General features: G+C 32.3%; 10 protein-coding genes. 4 read left to right on the forward strand and 6 right to left on the reverse strand.

Features of this window, described 5'->3' with window-relative positions; genetic code table 11:
• Positions 1-11: 11 nt before the first annotated feature.
• From BU804_RS01770 to BU804_RS01780, 3 genes are all read right to left on the reverse strand, one after another.
• Positions 12-2084, reverse strand: a complete 2073-nt coding sequence (locus BU804_RS01770) for a tetratricopeptide repeat protein (RefSeq protein ID WP_075882744.1) — start codon at positions 2082-2084, stop codon at positions 12-14.
• A 137-nt stretch (positions 2085-2221) separates the two neighbouring features.
• The gene (locus BU804_RS01775) at positions 2222-4288 is read right to left on the reverse strand and encodes a thioredoxin domain-containing protein (protein ID WP_075882754.1); all 2067 of its coding nucleotides are present in this window, start codon (positions 4286-4288) and stop codon (positions 2222-2224) included.
• Between the two features lie 368 nt (positions 4289-4656).
• A complete protein-coding gene (locus BU804_RS01780; protein WP_158024992.1) occupies positions 4657-5508 on the reverse strand; it encodes a glycosyltransferase family 92 protein in 852 nt (283 codons plus the stop codon).
• A 355-nt stretch (positions 5509-5863) separates the two neighbouring features.
• Between BU804_RS01780 and BU804_RS01785 the strand changes: the two genes are divergently transcribed.
• Both BU804_RS01785 and BU804_RS01790 read left to right on the forward strand, forming a co-directional pair.
• Complete coding sequence (locus tag BU804_RS01785) at positions 5864-7096, forward strand: hemolysin family protein (RefSeq protein WP_075882746.1); 1233 nt, start codon at positions 5864-5866, stop codon at positions 7094-7096.
• 13 nt (positions 7097-7109) lie between these two features.
• Positions 7110-8117: a hypothetical protein gene (locus BU804_RS01790; RefSeq protein ID WP_079988559.1), complete on the forward strand. Its 1008-nt coding sequence runs from the start codon at positions 7110-7112 to the stop codon at positions 8115-8117.
• Between the two features lie 551 nt (positions 8118-8668).
• Here BU804_RS01790 and BU804_RS01795 read toward each other — a convergent pair.
• Positions 8669-9544, reverse strand: coding sequence for a glycosyltransferase family 92 protein (locus BU804_RS01795; RefSeq protein ID WP_075882747.1), 876 nt, complete (start codon positions 9542-9544; stop codon positions 8669-8671).
• 208 nt (positions 9545-9752) lie between these two features.
• On the opposite strand from BU804_RS01795, the gene BU804_RS01800 reads away from it, so the two are divergent.
• Positions 9753-11147 (forward strand): protein kinase domain-containing protein, encoded by a 1395-nt coding sequence (locus BU804_RS01800; protein ID WP_075882748.1) that lies wholly within the window; start codon positions 9753-9755, stop codon positions 11145-11147.
• Between the two features lie 31 nt (positions 11148-11178).
• Here the strand turns inward: BU804_RS01800 and trhA are convergent, their stop codons facing one another.
• Positions 11179-11847 (reverse strand): PAQR family membrane homeostasis protein TrhA, encoded by a 669-nt coding sequence (gene trhA, locus BU804_RS01805; RefSeq protein ID WP_075882749.1) that lies wholly within the window; start codon positions 11845-11847, stop codon positions 11179-11181.
• A gap of 1674 nt (positions 11848-13521) precedes the next feature.
• Between trhA and BU804_RS01820 the strand changes: the two genes are divergently transcribed.
• Complete coding sequence (locus BU804_RS01820) at positions 13522-15846, forward strand: hypothetical protein (RefSeq protein ID WP_075882752.1); 2325 nt, start codon at positions 13522-13524, stop codon at positions 15844-15846.
• 33 nt (positions 15847-15879) lie between these two features.
• Here the strand turns inward: BU804_RS01820 and BU804_RS01825 are convergent, their stop codons facing one another.
• A complete protein-coding gene (locus BU804_RS01825; RefSeq protein WP_075882753.1) occupies positions 15880-19191 on the reverse strand; it encodes a hypothetical protein in 3312 nt (1103 codons plus the stop codon).
• Positions 19192-19324 lie beyond the last annotated feature (133 nt).

Consider the following 19324-nt stretch of genomic DNA (forward strand, 5'->3'; position numbering starts at 1 on the left):
TGTAAACTCATTTATTTGTCATCATTAAAATGCTGACTGGAAAGTTGACTAATAAATTGTTTGAAAGCGGGAGTTTGTCTAACACCTTCTAACCATTCATCATGAAGTAAATCTTCCAACGGAGGAAGAGCTCCGGAATTTAACGCTTTCTCAAGATAATGCATGGTATGCTGCGAATGCCCTGTCAACGAATATAAACCAGCAATCTGATAATAAGCTTGCGTATTGCCTAATGCAATCGATTGCATTAAATGACTTTCAGCTTGCCTATAAAAGCCATGAGATTTTTCAATATGATGAATGTCATGAACCAAGATCGCTAAATTAATCAGAGAAACACCGAAATCCATATGAATGATTTCATCCTCAGAATCTTGTTCAAGGATTAATTGAAAATGTTCAATCGCTTTAAAGTAAGGCTCGATATCGCACAAAGCTTCTCCCAAGTGGGAATAAGCCATTGCAAGGTTGTATCGAGCTTGAATATAATCGGGTTCAAGTTCTAAAATTTGTAATAAAATTTGAATAGACTTTTCAAAATATTGAGGCTCTTCAGTGATATCACCCAATAAATCGTAGGCACAACCATAGTTATAGACCCATTCTAAATCTAAATCAGTCATGTCTAGATCAACTAGAGGCTGTTTAAGTGCTCGTTCAAATTTTTCAATTGCTTGTTCGACCAAATGTCGTTGACCTGTCATTTCTGCTAATTTCATGAGAGAGACGCCCCAGTCATTCCAAAATTGAGCAAAAACTCCTCCACCACACTCAATAACACGGGAACAGTAATGGACTGCTTTTTCAAAAAATAATTGATCTTCACTCAACTCTCCAATCGCAAAGTGGGCCAGAGCAAGTCCATACCAAAGAAGTGGGTTTTGTCGTGTCAGGGACAAACCATACTGAAATTTTTCAATTGCTTGACGATAGTAAACCTCCTCACCAAAATAGCGGCCCAACTCATTTAAACAAGAGCCGTAAAGATACCATCCATCTGGAGACTCAGGATTAATCTCCAAACTTTTTGTAATTTTTGTTTTGGCAGATTGAATCCAATCTAATTTTTCATGCTGAGCTCCTAAAAAGAGTTCTGTTTCAGCCCAACTACTTAAAACATGAGGATGATTCGGATCGATGTCATTTGCTTTTTGGAATTTATTCAAACTTTCTTCCACTCTCTTTAAATCTCGAGTTGCTTTTCCAAAAAGCATTTCCATTTGGCCCCATTTCAGCCATAGCAAACTATTTAGCGCGTCTAATTCAGAAGCTTTTGCAAAGCATTCATCCGCTTGTTCGATAAAAAAAGTTTCTAATGAAGTTTCACTAAGACGAAGTAAACAACAGGCTTGCTGGTACCAGCCCTCAAAATTCAAAGGATTTATTTGAGTGGAGCGATTAAAACATTGCAATGCTTCATGATAGTAGGTGGTCTGATCTAATAAAGAAGCTAAATCGGCTAAAGCATGCCCATAATCAATATAAAATTCCTCGCTAGCAGATCCCACTTCTTCTGCTTTTCGATATTTTTCGACTGAACGGTAAAAATCATTTGGTTCGCCACAGCAACGACCCAAAACAGCTAAGCAGAGACCCCATTTCCAATAAAATTCTTTTTCAACAGGTGAATTCTCAATAAGCATATTAGAAGCTTTTTGAAATTTTTGCTGGGCTTCCGTTAAGTGATAAAAATCATTTTCAAACATGCCTATTTTTAACAAAACTAAGGCACCTTGATACCAAGCATCAAATAAAGACGAATCCTTTTGAGTTGCTTGATCAAAAGCTTGATGAGCATAATTTAGGCAGCGTAAATTGTCTGGATAAGCAGCAAAAACGAGTCCTTGTTGATAAAGAATAGCCGGAGAATAATTGGTTACTTGATTAGCAATTTCAAAATTGCCCAAGACTTGTTGATTGCCTTCAGCAAGTTGTGAGGCCCCTTGTAAGACCAATAAACGGGCAAATAAAGACCGCTCATCAGTCGTCATTGTAATCCACATTTGTGAATCTTTGAAATAATCCAAGTGATCAAACGTCTGAGCATCTTGAATTTCCAAAAGTTTTTTATAAATTGCTGTCATTATCCGCCATGGTTAAAGAAGCTTATTATACTAATTCTGCGGTTTTTATAGAAACGTTTAATTATAAACTCTTAAAGCAAAAAATATAAATATTTTTCTGTGGAGTACCCTCTCTTGAAAAAAATTTAATGCCTGTTTCAAAGTTTTTCAATAGCTTCTCTCATCTGCTTTAAATCTATGATAGGTTGTTGACATGCACCCTCGTAACAAATATATAAAGTTGTTTGGTCATCACGCGCTTCTTGCTCTTTTACATAAGGAATAATTTCTTCCAACTGTAAATCTTGTGTTTGCCAAATGATTGCTTTATGAGGAATAAAATTTTGATAAAGTAATTGTTTAATAGCCTGTTCATGTTCTCTTGTAGAATTTAATGCAATGACTATTGTAGGGCTTGTATCATCATAATAACGTAGCAAATTCATGACGTGATAGCAATACCCCGGGGCATAATTTTCTAAATATTCTTTAACACCTTTAAAGATATCTTCAGCTTGTACTAAATAATCTTCTTCATTCGTTAATTGATAAAGCCTTAATAAATTCTCACAGTGAACAGCATTTCCAGAAGGCTCGGCTCCATCAGAAAATTGACATTTTCTTAGTAAGAGATTTTTATCACCTCCATCAGTTTGATAAAAAGCCCCTTCTTCCGCTTTATATTGAACTTTCAATAAAGTCGACATTTCTATTGCCCATTCTAACCATTCCGTTCCAGCATTAGCTTCAAATAAAGATAATGCCCCTTTAATCATAAAAGCATATTCATCTAAACCAGCTTGAAACATCGCTTGTCCTTCTCTCCACCGGCGTAATAATTTCTGGTTTTTCCAAAGATTGTTCTTTATGAAGCGGGCCGCTTTAACTGCAGCTTCTAGATAAAAGGGACAGTCGAATGTAAATGCTGCTTCAGTAAAAGAATAAATCATTAGTCCATTCCAAGAACTTAATATTTTATCATCTTTTAGAGGATGGATTCGCTTTTCTCTGGCAGACCACAACTTTTTCCGTTGATTGTCAAACATAATTCTTAATTGATCAATATCTTGCTGATGTTTAGAAGCAAATTCTTCTAAATTTAAAGGAGTATGAAGAATATTTCTTCCTTCAAAATTGCCCTCTGTGGTGATATCATAATATTCGCAAAATAATTGGCTATGATCCCCTAAAATTTCTTTTACCTCTTCTTCTTTCCACGTATAAAAAAATCCTTCATGCCCTTCCGAATCTGCATCTTCAGCGGAATAAAATCCTCCATCTGAATAAGTCATGTCACGCAATATGTAGTTCAGAATTTCCTGAGCAACCTCTTTATAAAGATTTTTTTTAGTCAATTGCCAAGCTTCTAAATAGCTCTGAGCTAAAATTGCATTATCATAAAGCATTTTTTCAAAATGAGGAACAAGCCATTTTTCATCAATACTATAACGAGAAAATCCTCCCCCTAAATGATCGTAAATCCCCCCCCGATGAAGCATATCTAGGGTTCTTTCAACAAGAAAAAGAGCACGACTATCTTTCATATTTGCATAATATCGCAACATAAAACTATACTGATAACCTATTGGAAATTTCGGAGCTCCTTTAATTCCACCATAAGTTGGATCAGCCATTTTATATAATAAATCTGCTGTGATAGAAATTTGTTCTTCATCAGGAATATCTTCTCCTGTGGTATGAACAGCCCTCGAAAACACTTCAACAATCTTCTCTGCTTGTGTGATGATTTTTTCTCTTTCCTCACTTGACCAAAGCTCCGCAATTCGTTGAATTAAATCAATCAAACCCATCATTCCATGACTACTATGAGATGGCAAATAAGTAGTCGCGAAAAAGGGCTCAAGATCAGGTGTTAAGATAACATTCAGTGGCCATCCCGCCGCCCCAGCCATCATACTCTGAGAAAATTCCATATATAAACTATCTACTTCTGGTAGTTCTTCTCGATCGACTTTAATGCTCACAAAAGTTTGGTTCATTGAATCGGCCACTTCTATATCTTCAAAAGACTCTCGTTCCATTACGTGGCACCAATGACAAGTCGCATAACCAATCGAAAGAAATATAGGTTTATCTTGAGTTTTCGCAATATGAAAGGCTTCTTCTCCCCATGGATACCAATCAACAGGATTGTGAGCATGTTGTAGTAAGTAGGGGGATTTCTCATGAATTAAACGATTAGTATAAAGAGGTTTATCTGACATACGCCGGCATCTATTATAAGAGAGTTTAGGAAATAAATGAGCCTGTTTTTGATATTTTTTAAAGCTTTTTAATAAACGATTATATCCCATCTACCCACTATCATGTCTCTCACAATTATGCGAGATGTCATAACAAAAATGAGATGCATTTAATTTAAGCCATAAACCTCGAAAAAAGACTCTCTATAAAGTGAATTTTTTTATAGCTTGTTCTTTCAATAAACTCAACAGTGGGTTACTTAATTAATTTTTTTTGTTTCAAAAATGGTCTTAAGAAACTTTTGATTAGGCCTATCTATTAAAAAATCTGTGCTGCTAGCAATAATTATCAATTTTGTGAGGGTAAGGTGAGGTCGGGATTAAAAAAATTACTTTTTTATTGCTATTTTCAATCTTGAAACATACCTTAAAATAGTCTCATCGCGATCAACGTTTAAATCTTTTAAAAACAAGTGAATTTGAGCCTCTGTATCACCCCATGCCAACCGTCTAGGTTTTTTATATTGAGTAAAAAAATATTCATCACGCGTCCAGTAATGGTTAATTCTAATTTGGTTAAGTTTAACAGTTTGACTTAAAGGACCTTCTTGAGGAAACTTATCTACATCTACAGCATAATAACCTGGTACATAAACTGGATTATGGGGACAACAAAACTGCACAACCAACTCTGGGCGCACGATACTTTTGACATGAATATTTGCAGAATAGTCAGGGAGCGAACACATGATTAATTGACTAATCATAAGCTCATCTTCCTTTAAATTAGCAATTTGAGACGTTCCAAAACAGCGCCAATTTAAGGCGACTCCTGCATAATTTATATAATGAGAAAGAAGCCAAGCTAAATCTACATTTAAAGCTGGTAAAATGAATTCATCGATATCAATAAAAGCAACCCATGTAGAAACTCCTCTGCATTTAATCAAACATCTATTATAACAATCAACTTGTGTTCCATTAAAATCAGGATAATTAATGGCATTTTCAAGCTCAACTATCCCTAACTGAATATAAGGCTCTAAAATACAATCATAGTGGTCTGTACTGTCATGATTATATAAATAAAAATGCTTCACACCTATTAACCGATGATATTCTATCCATTCTTTTAAATAAGGGGCTTCGTTTTTGAAAATAGCGCAGACAGAAAGATCGTAAATGTAACCTTCACAAGTATTTATAAAAAATAGAAAAATAATACTTAAAAAGTAATTCATATACGCCATTAGAGCTTTACTAAACTGATTAACATAGAGAAACTCTTTTATTTGTTTCAACAAATTAATCTCAAAATCCTTCATTGACTGACTTAAGCAATTTAAATCTTTCAATCCATCTTCTTTACAGAGGAAGGGTAATTATGGTATCAAAATAGACAATCTATATAATAGGCATTAAAAATGCCTATTACTCTGGATCATCCTTCTAAGTTAGTTAATACTGGTTTCTAAACAAACAATAAAATTTGAGGATTAGCAAATTGTTAAATTTTCGTAGATTGTAAAATTTAAGTTTTTTTCTGAAGCTCTAATTTTTCAATTTCTATGCCTTTTAACAATCAAAATAATAATCATGGCAGCTCTAATATTCTATTTCGTCTTTTCTCATTCTGTTTCATTTACTTGTTCCATTTTAGAGGCAGTCTTACTCTGTTGCACGAATGGTTACATTGGACTTTTAAAGAAAAAAAAACCCAAAGCTGGAAAAATTCTAGAAGACCTTAAACATCGAATTGATCGCCCCCTAGCAGCCATTTTGACTCTAAATACGTCTGCCCACACATTTGGGGCGGCGGGAGTAGGTGCGAAAGTGGTAGAAATTTTTGGCGATCATATTTTAGCCTTTGCTTCTATTGTATTGACTTTAACAATGCTAATTGCAACTGAAATGATCCCAAAAACTTTTGGGGCTCTTTACTGGAAAAAACTTGCTCCTGTAAGTGCTTACTGCATACAATTTTTAATTTGGGTTACCTATCCATTTGTAGTTTCGTTCGAGTACATTGCGAAATTGCTTGCTAGGGGTAAAACTCATGACAAAATTACTGAAGAAGAAATTAAGCTTATCTTAGAAGAAGGCTCTCAAGCAGGTGTGATTAGAGAAGCAGAACATGATATGGTTGAAAGCATTTTTCGACTTGGAAATAGACGCGTGGGAATTCTGATGATTCCTCGAATGGATATCGAATGGTTAGACTTAAATCATCATACAGAAGAACTTCTCAAACAAATCAACATTTCTCCACATAATCGCTTTCCTGTTTGCGATGGAGAATTAGATAAAGTTATCGGTCTAGTTACCACAAAAGATGTTCTCAATGAAATTTTAAAAACTGGAAAATTTGATTTAAAAACTCTTGTTAAAGCCCCTTTGTTTGTACCTGAAAATATGCGCGTGGTTCAATTATTGGACTTATTTAAAAAAACCCCTGATCATATAGCACTTGTCACTGATGAGTATGGAGGAGTACAAGGACTTATTACATTGCATGATGTGTTAGAATCCATTGTTGGCGATGTACCCTCTACTTCTATTTTACCAGAAACACAAATCATTCAACGAAAAGATGGCTCTTGGTTAGTTGATGGAATGCTACCAATAGATGAACTAAAAGAACAATTTGATTTTGATAGTCTTCCTGAAGAAGAAAAAGGAACTTATCGAACACTAGGTGGGTTTTGTATGCGACAAATCGGAAGCATTCCTAATATTGGAGATACTTTTACGTGGCAAAAATTCCGCTTTCGAGTTGTAAAAATGAATGGAAAGCGTGTAGAAAAAGTACTCATTCATTATCTTTCTTAAAAAAATTATAGATATGGAGAAAATTCAACAGCTAATAAAAATTCTTCAAAAAATTGATCAGCAGCCTTATCCAAGTCATTCACGCATTCATGCCTTGTCCTCGTTTAATTCTTCAAACTGCTGTTGCTTTGTAAAACGAGAAGACGAACTTGGATTCGGGATTTCAGGCTCTAAAATACGCAAATACCGAACCTTGATTCCTTTTCTTATTCACAACAAAGTTGAAGAAGTTGTTGTCATTGGCAGTGCTTACTCTAACCATGTTCTTAGCTTTTTACAACTTCTTATTGAAAATAAAATTCAAGCTACCTTGTTTTTAAGAGGTGACCCCGAAAGAGAATTTAAAGGTAACTGCTTTTTCACATCGCTTCTAATCCCCGCTTCTTCTATTCATTGGTTTTCAAAAGAAGAATGGAGAAGTGTTCTGGAACAAGCTTATTTTTATGCTAAAGATAAAAAGAATATTTATATTTTACCAGAAGGCGCTTGCATCCCTGAAGCTTTTCCAGGAGTTTTAACGCTTCCTCTAGATATCATTCAAAACGAAGCAGATACGCAACTAGAATTCAATCATCTTTTTATAGACTCAGGAACAGGGCTCTCTGCTATCGCTTTAATTCTAGCCTATTATTGGATCGGCAAAAAAACACAAATTCATGTGGTATTAATGGCTGAAAATGAAGCTTATTTTCTCAAACAGTTGACAAGCTTTCATCGTTATTTTGAACAATTGATGGGAACATCTCAACTTCCATTTCCCTCAAATTTTCAACTCTATAGACCTAAACAAGGTAAAAAATTTGGGCAACTTTATTCTCATTCCTTTAAAGATATTATCCAATTAGCTAGAGTTGAAGGTTTTTTTACCGATCCTATTTACACAGGAAAACTTTTTCAAGAATCCAAAAAAATCATTAACTCTTCTGCTTTAGAAGGCCTTATTTTGATCATTCATTCGGGAGGTACGCTTAGCCTACTAGCAGGTTTTCAGGATCAATTAAAAGAAGCTTTTCAAGAATAAAAAATTTGTATTGAAAAAAACATTTATTTTTTAGTTAAAAATAACTTTAAAAGTAAAATTTATTTAAAATTTGCTAACTCAGCTAATACGAAAAATAACAATATTTTATATATAATAAAAATGTTCTAGATCAAATTATATTTACAAGCTTGGGACCTTGGGATTTAAACAAGGCAATATACACATACTTTCTATCCCTTAATGCTTAGGATTTTTAAAAAATAATTTAACGAAATTTGATGAAATATTACCTGCGGATTTCCCAAAAAACTTATTTTGCCTCTTCAAATAATTGATACCGAACGTCAAGAACTAGAGAGCTTAATTCATTGCAGAATTTTTCAAAATACTCAAGATGAAGGTCCCGTTTAAGGGCAAGAATTTATTAATAGCCACTGCTTTCGTTATAAAAGGCTTTCCTCTCTCATTGATACGCCATTTATTGCTTTAAACGATAAAGTTTTTAGCCATTTTGTCCAAAATCCCGCGATTTTGGAACAGTAAGCTGGATGATTAATTCAAAAAGATATTCACATTTTTTAATCTATGATCTAATCTTTTTTTGATGATAAAATAGGATCATATTCAACATTCATAGCTGCTTCAAAAGCAATTGGCTCTTCTCCTCCCTCAAAAAACTTAAATCTTCGGGCAATTTTTACTTGATAAAAAAATTCCTTATCACGAGACCAGTAATGGTTAATGCGAAGCTTATTGACCGAAAAAGAATTCCAATCAGAAAATGCTTTTGGCTGGTGATTTTCGTCGACAGCATTTTTTCCATTATGAAATATAAACCCATGAGGATTAAAACAATCTTTAATTTCTTCTGGTTTTGCGATCGTTTTAAAATGAAGGTTTGATGGAAAATCAAGAGGAGCTCTCCAAATTAAAAGGTCGAGCATTTTTTCGCTTTCAGAAATTTTTTCAATATGAGAAGTTCCATACATAACCCAATTAACCACTACACCAGGAGCATATTTATATTCTTTTAATACTTCACACAAAGATAATCCTTCGACTGAAAAAAGAAATTCATCACTATCGAGAAAAGCACACCATTGATATCTTCCTTTTGATCTAAGTGCTGCATTCATATAGGCTCGACATTGAATGCGTGTCCAATCAGCTGCGGTGGCATATTCATAAGGCCAATTAATAACTTCGACTAAGCCCCTATCTATGTATTTTTTAAGGATGTCTTGCCAATTTTCAGTACAGAAATGATTGTAAAGGAAAAAATGAGATACCCCTTGGTTTTCGTGAAATTCGATCCATTCAGGAAGATATTTAGATTCATTTTGAAAGAGAGTACATATAGCTAAACTTTTTTGTGCCTCGATCCCTTCAATTTTTTGAAAGGCACACAAAATAAATATAAATATTAATTTTAATTTTGAATATTTACGATTTATATTATTAAACATAAAATTTAAATTTATTAATTTAAATATATACATCTCATTAAGGTAAAAAATATTAATTTTTTATTTTAATTATTTAATGGTGCAATAAGATTTGACTTTTTTAATTTAGTCGCTTATTTGATAAATATTCAAAATAAACTCTAAATCAGTCCCTGCTCAAATCTTGCTATTACTCGAACACTAAATTTTTAATCAAAAGGATTTATGTATGCAAATGCGGAATTGTTTATCAATGCCTTTAATGAATCATCGAAATAATTGCACAAGCTCTTCTTACACAGATCTTTCAAGCGAAAGCTCAACATTTTCTTTTTGTTCTATTGATAGTAATGATTCCAGCTCTGATTTAGAAACTTTAACAAAAATAAAAGATTTAGCTCCAGTGATTGTTAACGAATTCTCGTTAATTCAATCAACTTGGAAAAGTTCAAGGAATCATATTATTCAAGTTATTACATCTGCGATTACAGTAAAAAATGTGCAATTACAAGCTTCAAAAACTTTGACTCCTTTTCTAAAGTTTTCTAACATTGATTTGTTACTTCAATTGCAAATTCCTTTAACAAAAGCTCAACTTACCTCAACTTTTGAATTTCTTTCAGAAAATCTGCCTTTATTAAAACCAGCTACTATATCCGGTCCTATTTGGCATCAAATCGCATTAACCGCACTCAATTCCTACTTCGATACAAATTTTTGTTTAGAAATTCACAATCATGCCATTTTTATTTTATTTTTATCTCATCCATCCACAGTTATTAGTCAAGGAAGGCACAAAAATGTTTATAAAATTTTTCAACTAACTGGGATACCTAAACTATATGCTGCGGCAATTACTACAATTTTAAAAAGGGATTCTGAGGCAAAAAAATTAAAAGAAATGCAAATCAATGAAGAACGTTTTCTTACAAATTTAGCTGGTAATCCACAAGTCGTTAAAACGTATTCCATCCATTACTATCCAGCAAATCTATCTTTTGATGAAAGGCAAGTTATTATCATGGAATATTGCCCTAAAGATTTAAGGGGGCTTCTTAACAATTTAATTGATGAAAGAGAAAAACTCACAAGCAATCAAAAATATAATTGTATGTTCCAACTTTTACAATTTTTAAACGATTTTCATTCTAATGGTTATCTCCATCGTGATATTAAACCCGATAATATTCTTATTAAAAATTTACAACTTAAATTTATAGACTTTGAATATTCCTGTCATATAACGGAGAAAGGAAAATTAATGAGACGCTGCGGTACATTTCAATATTTACCTATAGAAATATTTGAAGATTTGGAAAGGCCATTTGGCCAGGAAAAAGACATGTGGGGAGCCGCTTGTATTATTTGGTTGCTCTTTTATGAAAGTTTATATCCTTGGTATAAAGCAATTTCATCTGACGAAAAATATTTAGACTTTTTAAAAAAAGAAATTTGTGATTTTAGACAAACAATTAATTCTTTAAAATCTCCAACGCCTCTTGGCCATTTGTTGTTTAACTTATTGGATCCCGATCCTAGGACGCGTTGGACAGCAAGCCAAGCTTTTAAATACATATTGAAACACAAAAAAGCTTTCTGTGAAGAAGAATCTATTTGCATTTAAAAATAAAGGTTAAAAAACTAAGCTTAAATTTTTAGAGAAATAAAATTGCAAAAAAATGGCATATACTTCCTCCCATCACAAAAAGATGCCAAATGGCATGAAAAAAGCGAATACGGTCTAATACATAGAAAATGACTCCGACCGTATAAAATCCTCCTCCAATAAAAAGCCAATATAAACCTTCGGAGGAGACGGAATTGAATAATGGCTCAAAAGCAACGATGATTAACCATCCCATTCCAAGATAAAGCCAGGTTGAGGCTGTCTTAAATCGCTGAATAAAAAAAGCTTTAGTAATGATACCAAAGCAGGCTAAAATCCAGACAATACTAAATAATAGCCATCCCCAAAACCCCTGTAAGGCTATTAGTGTAAAAGGTGTATAAGATCCGGCAATAAGTAAATAAATTGCACAATGATCGACTTTTCTAAATAATTTTTTTAAAGAAGGATCTTTAAAAAAATGATAAAGAGTAGAAGCTGAATAAAGTAAAACTAATGTAGATCCGTAAATCAAAAAGTTCAAAGCTTTCCAATAATCTTCCATTGAAAATGACTTTACCATTAGGAAAATTAAGCCAAATAAACTTAAAATTAAGCCCAGTCCATGGGTCAAATAATTCGCCCATTCATCTTTGAGAATAAGTCCTTGAGCCCATAAATAATCTTCGTTTTCAATGGTTTGTTCACTTTGTTTCATTAATCTCTTCAATTTAAATTTGATATAAATTTTTTATAAAAAAACATTTTACAAAACAACCCAATATGAAGAAGAGAAAGAGCTTGAATTTTTTCTTTATTTGCTTTGCTTCACAAATGTCAAAAAAGTAACAACAAGAATGTCAGATAGGCAAATGCCGAAAAGTTGCAGCAAATAGATTTCTATTTCTTATTGTAAGAGTAAGTACAATTTATTCGAAAGAAGTGTTCTTATAGTTTCTTTTTTATTATTAAGGATATCAGAAAATTGTGAATCATGTTAACAAAAAAGCTTTGAAAAGAATAAAATAGGCAAAATATTGAAAGTTTTGCCAAAATGATTGAGTATAGTCAGCTACTACCGTATGCAGCCGCAAAAGATAACGACCAACTACTCTAAGAAGCGCTTCCATGGAAATTTTATGGTATTTGTTTTTAGCTAAACTGGATTCCTTCTTGCTCGCTTTATCCTGCTCCATTCTTCCATCAAAAACATTACAGTTGCAGGTCTTCCGACAAGTGACGACTTCAACACAGCTCAAATGTTTAGAATTGGCAGAAACCAATGAAAAAAAGCGGATAAAATCGACTTTGTTATGAATTTGGGTTGGCTAGAAGAAAAAATTGAAGCAAAATTCAACTATCTTGTAGAACTTACTTTTCCTATTCGCCTTAAATTAACCATATTAGAAACCAGCTATCTAAATAATGGAAAAAACTAACGGCTTGTAAAATAGCTTTGGATAAAGGAATTTCATTTGTCAAAATTTCTATAGGATTTGTTCCAGCCTAGCAACAGCTACAGATGTTCAATTTTATAAAAAATTTATTTTTACTAATTAAATCTTCTGGAGGCAGCTAGGACTTGAAATGCCCTTTAAAATTTATTGAAGTTGGCGCTTCTTGATCGGCACTACGTTTGGAGTTAAAATTATGCAACCTCTATCAAACTCCTAATAAAAATTTGCAAATTTTATAAAAGACCTGCAAATTTTTATCTTCTATCAAACCCATTTCAAATACTTATTAGCGAAAATAGGCTAAATAAAGTGAATTAATATGCTCCCTCTTTAAGGTGTGAACTTTGCTAGATAATTGAATAAAGACCTCTCTCAAAAAAATGTAGATTTGATTGACCCATGACACAAGCATATCAAAGGTTTCGGGGAAAAATAAATAGATGAGATAAAACAAAATCCCAAATAAAATAAAATTAAAAATAAAACGTATCATGTCAATTCTCCAAAAAGTTGCATGCTACTCAAAACTCCAAAAAAAATCATTAAATAAATTTTTTTATCCCTACTGACACTTTAAAAACCTATTGCTAAAAACAAGTATTTTTATATGGGTATATCAAATATTAAAAACAATTAAAATTTAAATTTTTAAATAGAAATTATTACACAATAATTCTTATTTCTTTGATCGCAATTTAGAATAAAATGACATAAGCTGAGTTAATTATGCCAGGGAAATTGATTTGAAAATAAATTTAAAGAATACGATGCATTAAATAGAAAGATTGTCAATTAAGGTGCTTTTTTCTCATTTGCTCCTAAAAACGTTTTTTTAGTATCGAAGTAGAATGAGATAATGAAAAAACAAACCTTCTTGATTAATAATCCTAAATGGCTTGTAATAAATTTTTTATCTTCTTCACGGGGTTTGGTTTATGCAGTTTTCAACGATTTTTCAACACGTCGATCACTTGTTATTAGAGGCACCCAAGTTCTTAATAAAAAACGAAGAAAATAAAAAAACTTTTGCAGTTTTTTTAACAACACTATTACAAAATCCATGTTTAGATAATCGGCTCAGTTTATCACCTATGATCATAGGAAAAGTAACCAAAAATATCAACTATACAAAAGAATTTATTTCTTATGTTCAAAAAACTCTCAATATTGCTGCAACAAATAAATTAATAACAATCGAGGATGGTCTGCGATCTTTTAACAGCCTCCTTAAGCAAATCATTAAAGAAAGCATCCCTCTTAGCTTTTTTGAAATGTTGTCTGATCTTTCTCTTTCATCCACTGATATGTATGAAATATTAGATGTGTGGAATGATATACATCCTCAACAATTTCTTGAGTTATTGAAAAAGTATCAAAATCAAATTGTCAAGTCGCATATAAGTTCGGATCAAATGATTTCTTTGCTTAAAAAAAATAGCCAAATCCATCCCGAAACTTTAATAACTATCATTGAACATCTTAAAATTGATGATCCTCGTCATCAAATTGAAATAATTCGCTATTTATTAGCTATTTATCCAGAGGAAATGCTTTATAAAATTGAAAATGTCAAATCTATTTCGTCGTTACAGAAGCTAGAGTGTTATCTTAACGCAGTTTCTTTATATCCAAGATTGATTTCAAACTGGAAAGCTGCTTTTTTCGCTAAAACAAGAGAAGAATTAGCTAAACAATCGAGCTTTATCTCGATTCTTAAGACATATGATCAAATCAAAATGGAAAGCGAAGCGGAAGAACTCGTTATTTCAAAACTTGAAAGTCAATGGGAAAAATGTTTTAAAGAAAAAGAATCTTTAAGTTCTCTTTTATCTCAATGCAGTTTTATGAATGACTTTTTCTATTCGAGGAAAGAATTATGTATTTGGCTAGGATTTCTTTTGGAACATATTTCAAAGTGCAATTTTTCACAAAAAGAATTAGCTTACGTTGCATCGATTGTTCCTCTCATTGCATCATCTGAACATTCTTTAAGATATCAGCTCACAGCATATCTCATAGACCCTAAAATTATTAAAAAACTCTTAAATCAATATCCTCTCAACCACTCCTCTTCTTTATTTCTCATGATTTACGACCTTTTTAAAATTCCTCAAGTTTTATATACTTCTTTTCAAAATCGAAACCATCTCGTAAGTGTATCAACTTTACTATCATTACAACTATCGACCTGCTATACAACAAAAACTAAAAACCAACTTTTTGGCATTTTACAAGCTAGTGCAACTGCGCGGTTTTTCCTTTTTAATGTATATGCTTTGCGAGACCTACTGAGCCTCCAGGAACCAAAACTTTTTGAAAACAACTGCTTATCCTCCTTAAATTTGAGAGAGCTATTTTTTTCCATTTTTAATAATTATCTCCGGCTAAAGGATTTAGATTTAGATGATTTTTTCGACCATTACATACGTACATTTGGGTCATTTCGAATTCCAGAAGCTTTAATTGTCTACGCAAAAACTTTACAAAACCTATCTAAAGCTAAAGAAAAAAAGTTTGTTTTAAATTCCCTTAAGGAGCTCGTTTTAGATGTTTTTTCTGGAAAGTATGCAAAAAAAAGATATCAAGGAAATCTGAGCCCTCACCTTCACAATTTGCATAAGGTCGATTCAAACTTGATAAATCTTTGGCAAGAAAACCAAATTCAGGGTTTAATCACCGATTTTTTAAATGCATCTCCGAGACTAACACTGGAGGGATGCGTTTTGGAAGAAACGGATCAAATCGAAGAAATTTTTATTTGCACAACAGAAGTTGCTGGAAGCTGCTTATCTGTCAGAGGTAATCCAGAAGACAATAAAAGTTTTTTAGCTATCCCTCTTGATGGGAAAAATAAAATATTTTGCATCAAAGAAAAGAGTGGAAAGAATGGCAAAATGATTGCCAGAGCTAAGCTTAGTTTTTTAATAGACGATCAAGAAAATTGTGTTCTTTTACTAGATACTTTATTTAGTTCCCTTCCTTATGAAGAAAGTAAAACATCTTCCACTCCATATGAACAAATGGAAAAGGCGATCATGACTGCCGCCATTCAGAAAGCTAAAAAGATGAATTGCCCTCTTTTGAAAACCTACTCTTCTTCAGATCCAACTTATCCAACTTATCCTCGACCTATACTTTCTCTAGGAGGAAGAGCTCCTATTGAATGTTGTAATGCTGTAGGAGCTCTAGGAGAGGATGAGCTTTGCCAAAGTAGCAAATTTACAATTTCAAAGACTCAAATTCTTTGGTCACCGAACTAATATTGTAACTCAAGAGAGCTTATCTAAAGCTCATTAAGGCTTCCATATTGTGTTTGTCTTTTTGAGAGTATATAAACCGGACAATTCTTCTGGGGTTCTTTCAACTGCTCCCTCTCCTTGTTCCTCAAGAGGATCAAATTTCTCTGATGGGGATCTATTGGGAGCCAAAGATTGCACTTGATGAGGATATTGTTCATAAACAACATCAGGCTGGGGTTTAACAGTAAATCCGCAAATCAAAGGAACCTTCAGCTTTTCAGCAACTTTAATTGAAGCTTCTAGTAAGGCCTGATCGACAATTTGAGCTTCCTCTTGGTCTCCTGGCTTGCGAGTTCGAATTCCTTCCATGATAATCACAGGAGTTTTACCTTCCTCATCCCACAAAAGTCTCAGCATCACACGTCCTTGCAAAGGTTGTTGAGGATCTTGAGTTGTTTTTACTGCCAACATTCTCGTTTTCCCATCAATCGCATTCCCTAAAATTGTCATCACGTCTATTGATTTACCTGTTTTAATATTTAAACAACTTCCAACAACTTCGGTTCCCATTTGCGCAAGATCTAAAAAGTCATCAGTAAAGAACACTTCATACTTGGCCACTTGCTGTTCATTAAGTATTTTATTTCCTGTTTTAGCAGCTTCTACAAGCAGTTGTGCAACTGTTAAAGGTTTTTCAGAAAGGGGTTTTTTCCACTCTTCGATAAAATTATTTTGATTTTCTTCTTCTAATTTATTAGCTAAAGCTAATAAATGAGGACTTTTATTGAATCTTTCTTTAACAAATTCCCCTTCTACATCTTCTTTAAGGGCTTCAGCAAACATTTTGAGATGAGCATCTTTTTTATCAGAATCCAACATGTTTAATTTCACAGCAATATTTAAAACCCAACTGAAATCTCTGGAGTTATTGATTTTTTCAATAAGCTGTAAAGAAATTGTACCAGATAAATGTCCTTTCATTAATTCAGATAAGCACTGCCCTCCTAGTCGATTTAGTAGTGTTTCATGATCTCCTTCGAATGCTTTTTCTAAACTTGCTTGACATAAATAATTAGCTCCTCCTAAGCGTAAAATTGCCTTTACACTGCTTAAATTTTTTTTTATTTGTGTTGGATTAAGCCTTACTTGGGAAGGAACCTTTCCTATGATAAAATCTACTAAATATTTTTTTTCGCTTTCCATTAATAGAGGATCTCGATGAATGTCTTGTAAAGTTTCTAAAATGTTCGGTAGGTAATCCGTATCACTAATAAAGTCTTTATTTGTACCGAATAACTCCCCTAAATCTTTTTGGAAAGGATGATAGAATGGGGATGCTTGTAACTTTATTAGTTTATGAGCATCAACTTGTTTTTGGGTTGCCTTTAAATCTTCTATTAACTCGTATGCATCATCATCAGTAGATGGCTTTGATATATTTTCCATAAAGCGATTCATCAAAAAAAATCGAGCTTCATCCGGTTTCCTCATAGAGGCAATTTGGATAATTAATGCTTGTATTTCTTTTTTTTCTAATAATTCCCGAAATTTGTTTTGATCACCTTTTTTTGGCATATTGTCTATCAAATAAGCAATCGAAAATAAGCTTTTTGCTAAAGCATAATCATTCTTGGTCTCTTTCAGCTTTTCTAAAATTGAAGCTAAATTAGGATATTCTTCTGCGAAGATGTCTAAAGTTTTTTTATTCGTTTCTTCATTCACACCTTTGATCGCATTTAAATTGAAATTTGTTAGAATTTTAACCAATAGAGAATCACTTAGGTCGGAAAATTTTTCAAAATCTTTTTTGATTGCTTCAATTGCCTCATCAAAAGGAATTTTATCGAGATTCGCTAGAATATATTCAATCCTTTCGCTAGGTTCTTGTTGGTTACCAGTATCAATACGTGTCAAAGCAAGCTGCTGTGTAGAGGGATCGCTCAATAACGCATCTAAATATTCTTCTTTCTTTTCTTTTCTCCAACTTGACGAAATATCAGAGTAAGTAGTTGCTTCCGCACGTCCTTCTTCTCTTTGCAAAGCTAGCAAACGAGGAGTGTCTATTTTGTAAGAAACTTCTGTTATAGAGTACATATTTTCAATAAAATAAGTGTGATCTCTTTTGTTGATAGCTACTAAACAAGAAAACACATTTTCGTCTAGCAAATCCTTATCTTCTTGTCCTTTGTCTAAAAGTTCAATCGTTAAATTTTGTAACTCTTCCTCTTCAAATTCCTTAAAATCTTTCGTTTGAGCCACCACATTTCTTAAAACCTCTAATTGTTTATCAATCTTGAAATTATCCTTGTGAGACCCTTTTTCTCCAAACAGGGTCACTAATAACTGTGGTTTGGCAATGCAGAGATGCGAAGCAAAATGGCAATTTACTTGAGGGTTGGTTAAAGCGTCTTTAATCTTTACGTTTGCAAGATAATCATTTTTTTCCATATCGCAAGTTTTTAATAACAAAGGAAGCTGTTTTGCTAAATCTTCTAAGGATAAGCCTAATTTTTCGTGAAACTCCAGAGCTTCCTCTAATTTCACTTCTCCTTTAGCACTCAAAAAATTTTGAAAGAGAATAGATCTGTTTTCTGAAGATAAAGTACATTCTTCAGCAATTATTATTCCTTCTTCTGGACTAGCTAGCTTAAATTGCTGAATAACATCATCTATTATACCTTTGCTATTATTATACTTATTTATAATAGATATTTTATCATTAATATCAGAAGATTTTGTTATTTTAAATTTAACAATTTCATCTAAATTTTCTTTTTTAAATTGCTTATATCCGAATAATTTATTTGCAATTTTCAAGAATTCTTCAGTATTTAAATCCTGTATTAAGCTAATTAATTCTTCGTTAATTCCCGATTTATCTCCTAGTTCAATTTTTTTATCAATTATTTTTTCAATTGATTCAAAGTCAAATTTTTCCCCTTTTAATTTTTCTTCAATAATTTTACTGAATAAATCTAAATCCGAAATATTTTTTACAATATCATCGATGGAACAGTCAACCAATATTGTTGAAATTTTTTCTATGAATTCTTTACAATTTTTTCCTTCTGTTTTATCATCACTAATAACTCTTTCTCTTATAGCTATTCTACTTATACAAACTAACTTATTACAAAGTAATAAAACATTTTCCTCTCTTCCCTCTTTTTTTCTTATATATTTCTCAATACGATCAACATCTTTAGATGTTATACTTCCTTCTAAAATATATTTATTTAATTTACTTACCCATTTTTCTGATTGTGGCTCTAATAATGTTTGATGTTTTTCTAATTTACCTATATTTGTAGATTCTTTGTTCCATAAATTCAATGTCTCTTTTGAAAAATAACTTTCTGTATTCATAAATATACCACTTGTTAATAGTGTTATATTTTAATTATAATTCATTATTTATTTTATAATTAAATAAAAAATAAATTAAAAAATACTAATCATGTAAATTATTAACTATCAATTAGTTTTTTATATTTTAATA

Origin of the sequence: Candidatus Protochlamydia sp. W-9, from assembly GCF_001950615.1 — a bacterium.
GTDB lineage: Bacteria > Chlamydiota > Chlamydiia > Chlamydiales > Parachlamydiaceae > Protochlamydia > Protochlamydia amoebophila.

Excerpts from the sequence above, each read along its gene's own strand:
- BU804_RS01770 (WP_075882744.1), bottom strand. The coding sequence starts at position 2,084 with ATGACAGCAATTTATAAAAAACTTTTGGAAATTCAAGATGCTCAGACG.
- BU804_RS01775 (WP_075882754.1), bottom strand. The coding sequence starts at position 4,288 with ATGTCAGATAAACCTCTTTATACTAATCGTTTAATTCATGAGAAATCC.
- BU804_RS01780 (WP_158024992.1), bottom strand. The coding sequence starts at position 5,508 with ATGAATTACTTTTTAAGTATTATTTTTCTATTTTTTATAAATACTTGT.
- BU804_RS01785 (WP_075882746.1), top strand. The coding sequence starts at position 5,864 with ATGGCAGCTCTAATATTCTATTTCGTCTTTTCTCATTCTGTTTCATTT.
- BU804_RS01790 (WP_079988559.1), top strand. The coding sequence starts at position 7,110 with ATGGAGAAAATTCAACAGCTAATAAAAATTCTTCAAAAAATTGATCAG.
- BU804_RS01795 (WP_075882747.1), bottom strand. The coding sequence starts at position 9,544 with ATGTTTAATAATATAAATCGTAAATATTCAAAATTAAAATTAATATTT.
- BU804_RS01800 (WP_075882748.1), top strand. The coding sequence starts at position 9,753 with ATGCAAATGCGGAATTGTTTATCAATGCCTTTAATGAATCATCGAAAT.
- trhA (WP_075882749.1), bottom strand. The coding sequence starts at position 11,847 with ATGAAACAAAGTGAACAAACCATTGAAAACGAAGATTATTTATGGGCT.
- BU804_RS01820 (WP_075882752.1), top strand. The coding sequence starts at position 13,522 with ATGCAGTTTTCAACGATTTTTCAACACGTCGATCACTTGTTATTAGAG.
- BU804_RS01825 (WP_075882753.1), bottom strand. The coding sequence starts at position 19,191 with ATGAATACAGAAAGTTATTTTTCAAAAGAGACATTGAATTTATGGAAC.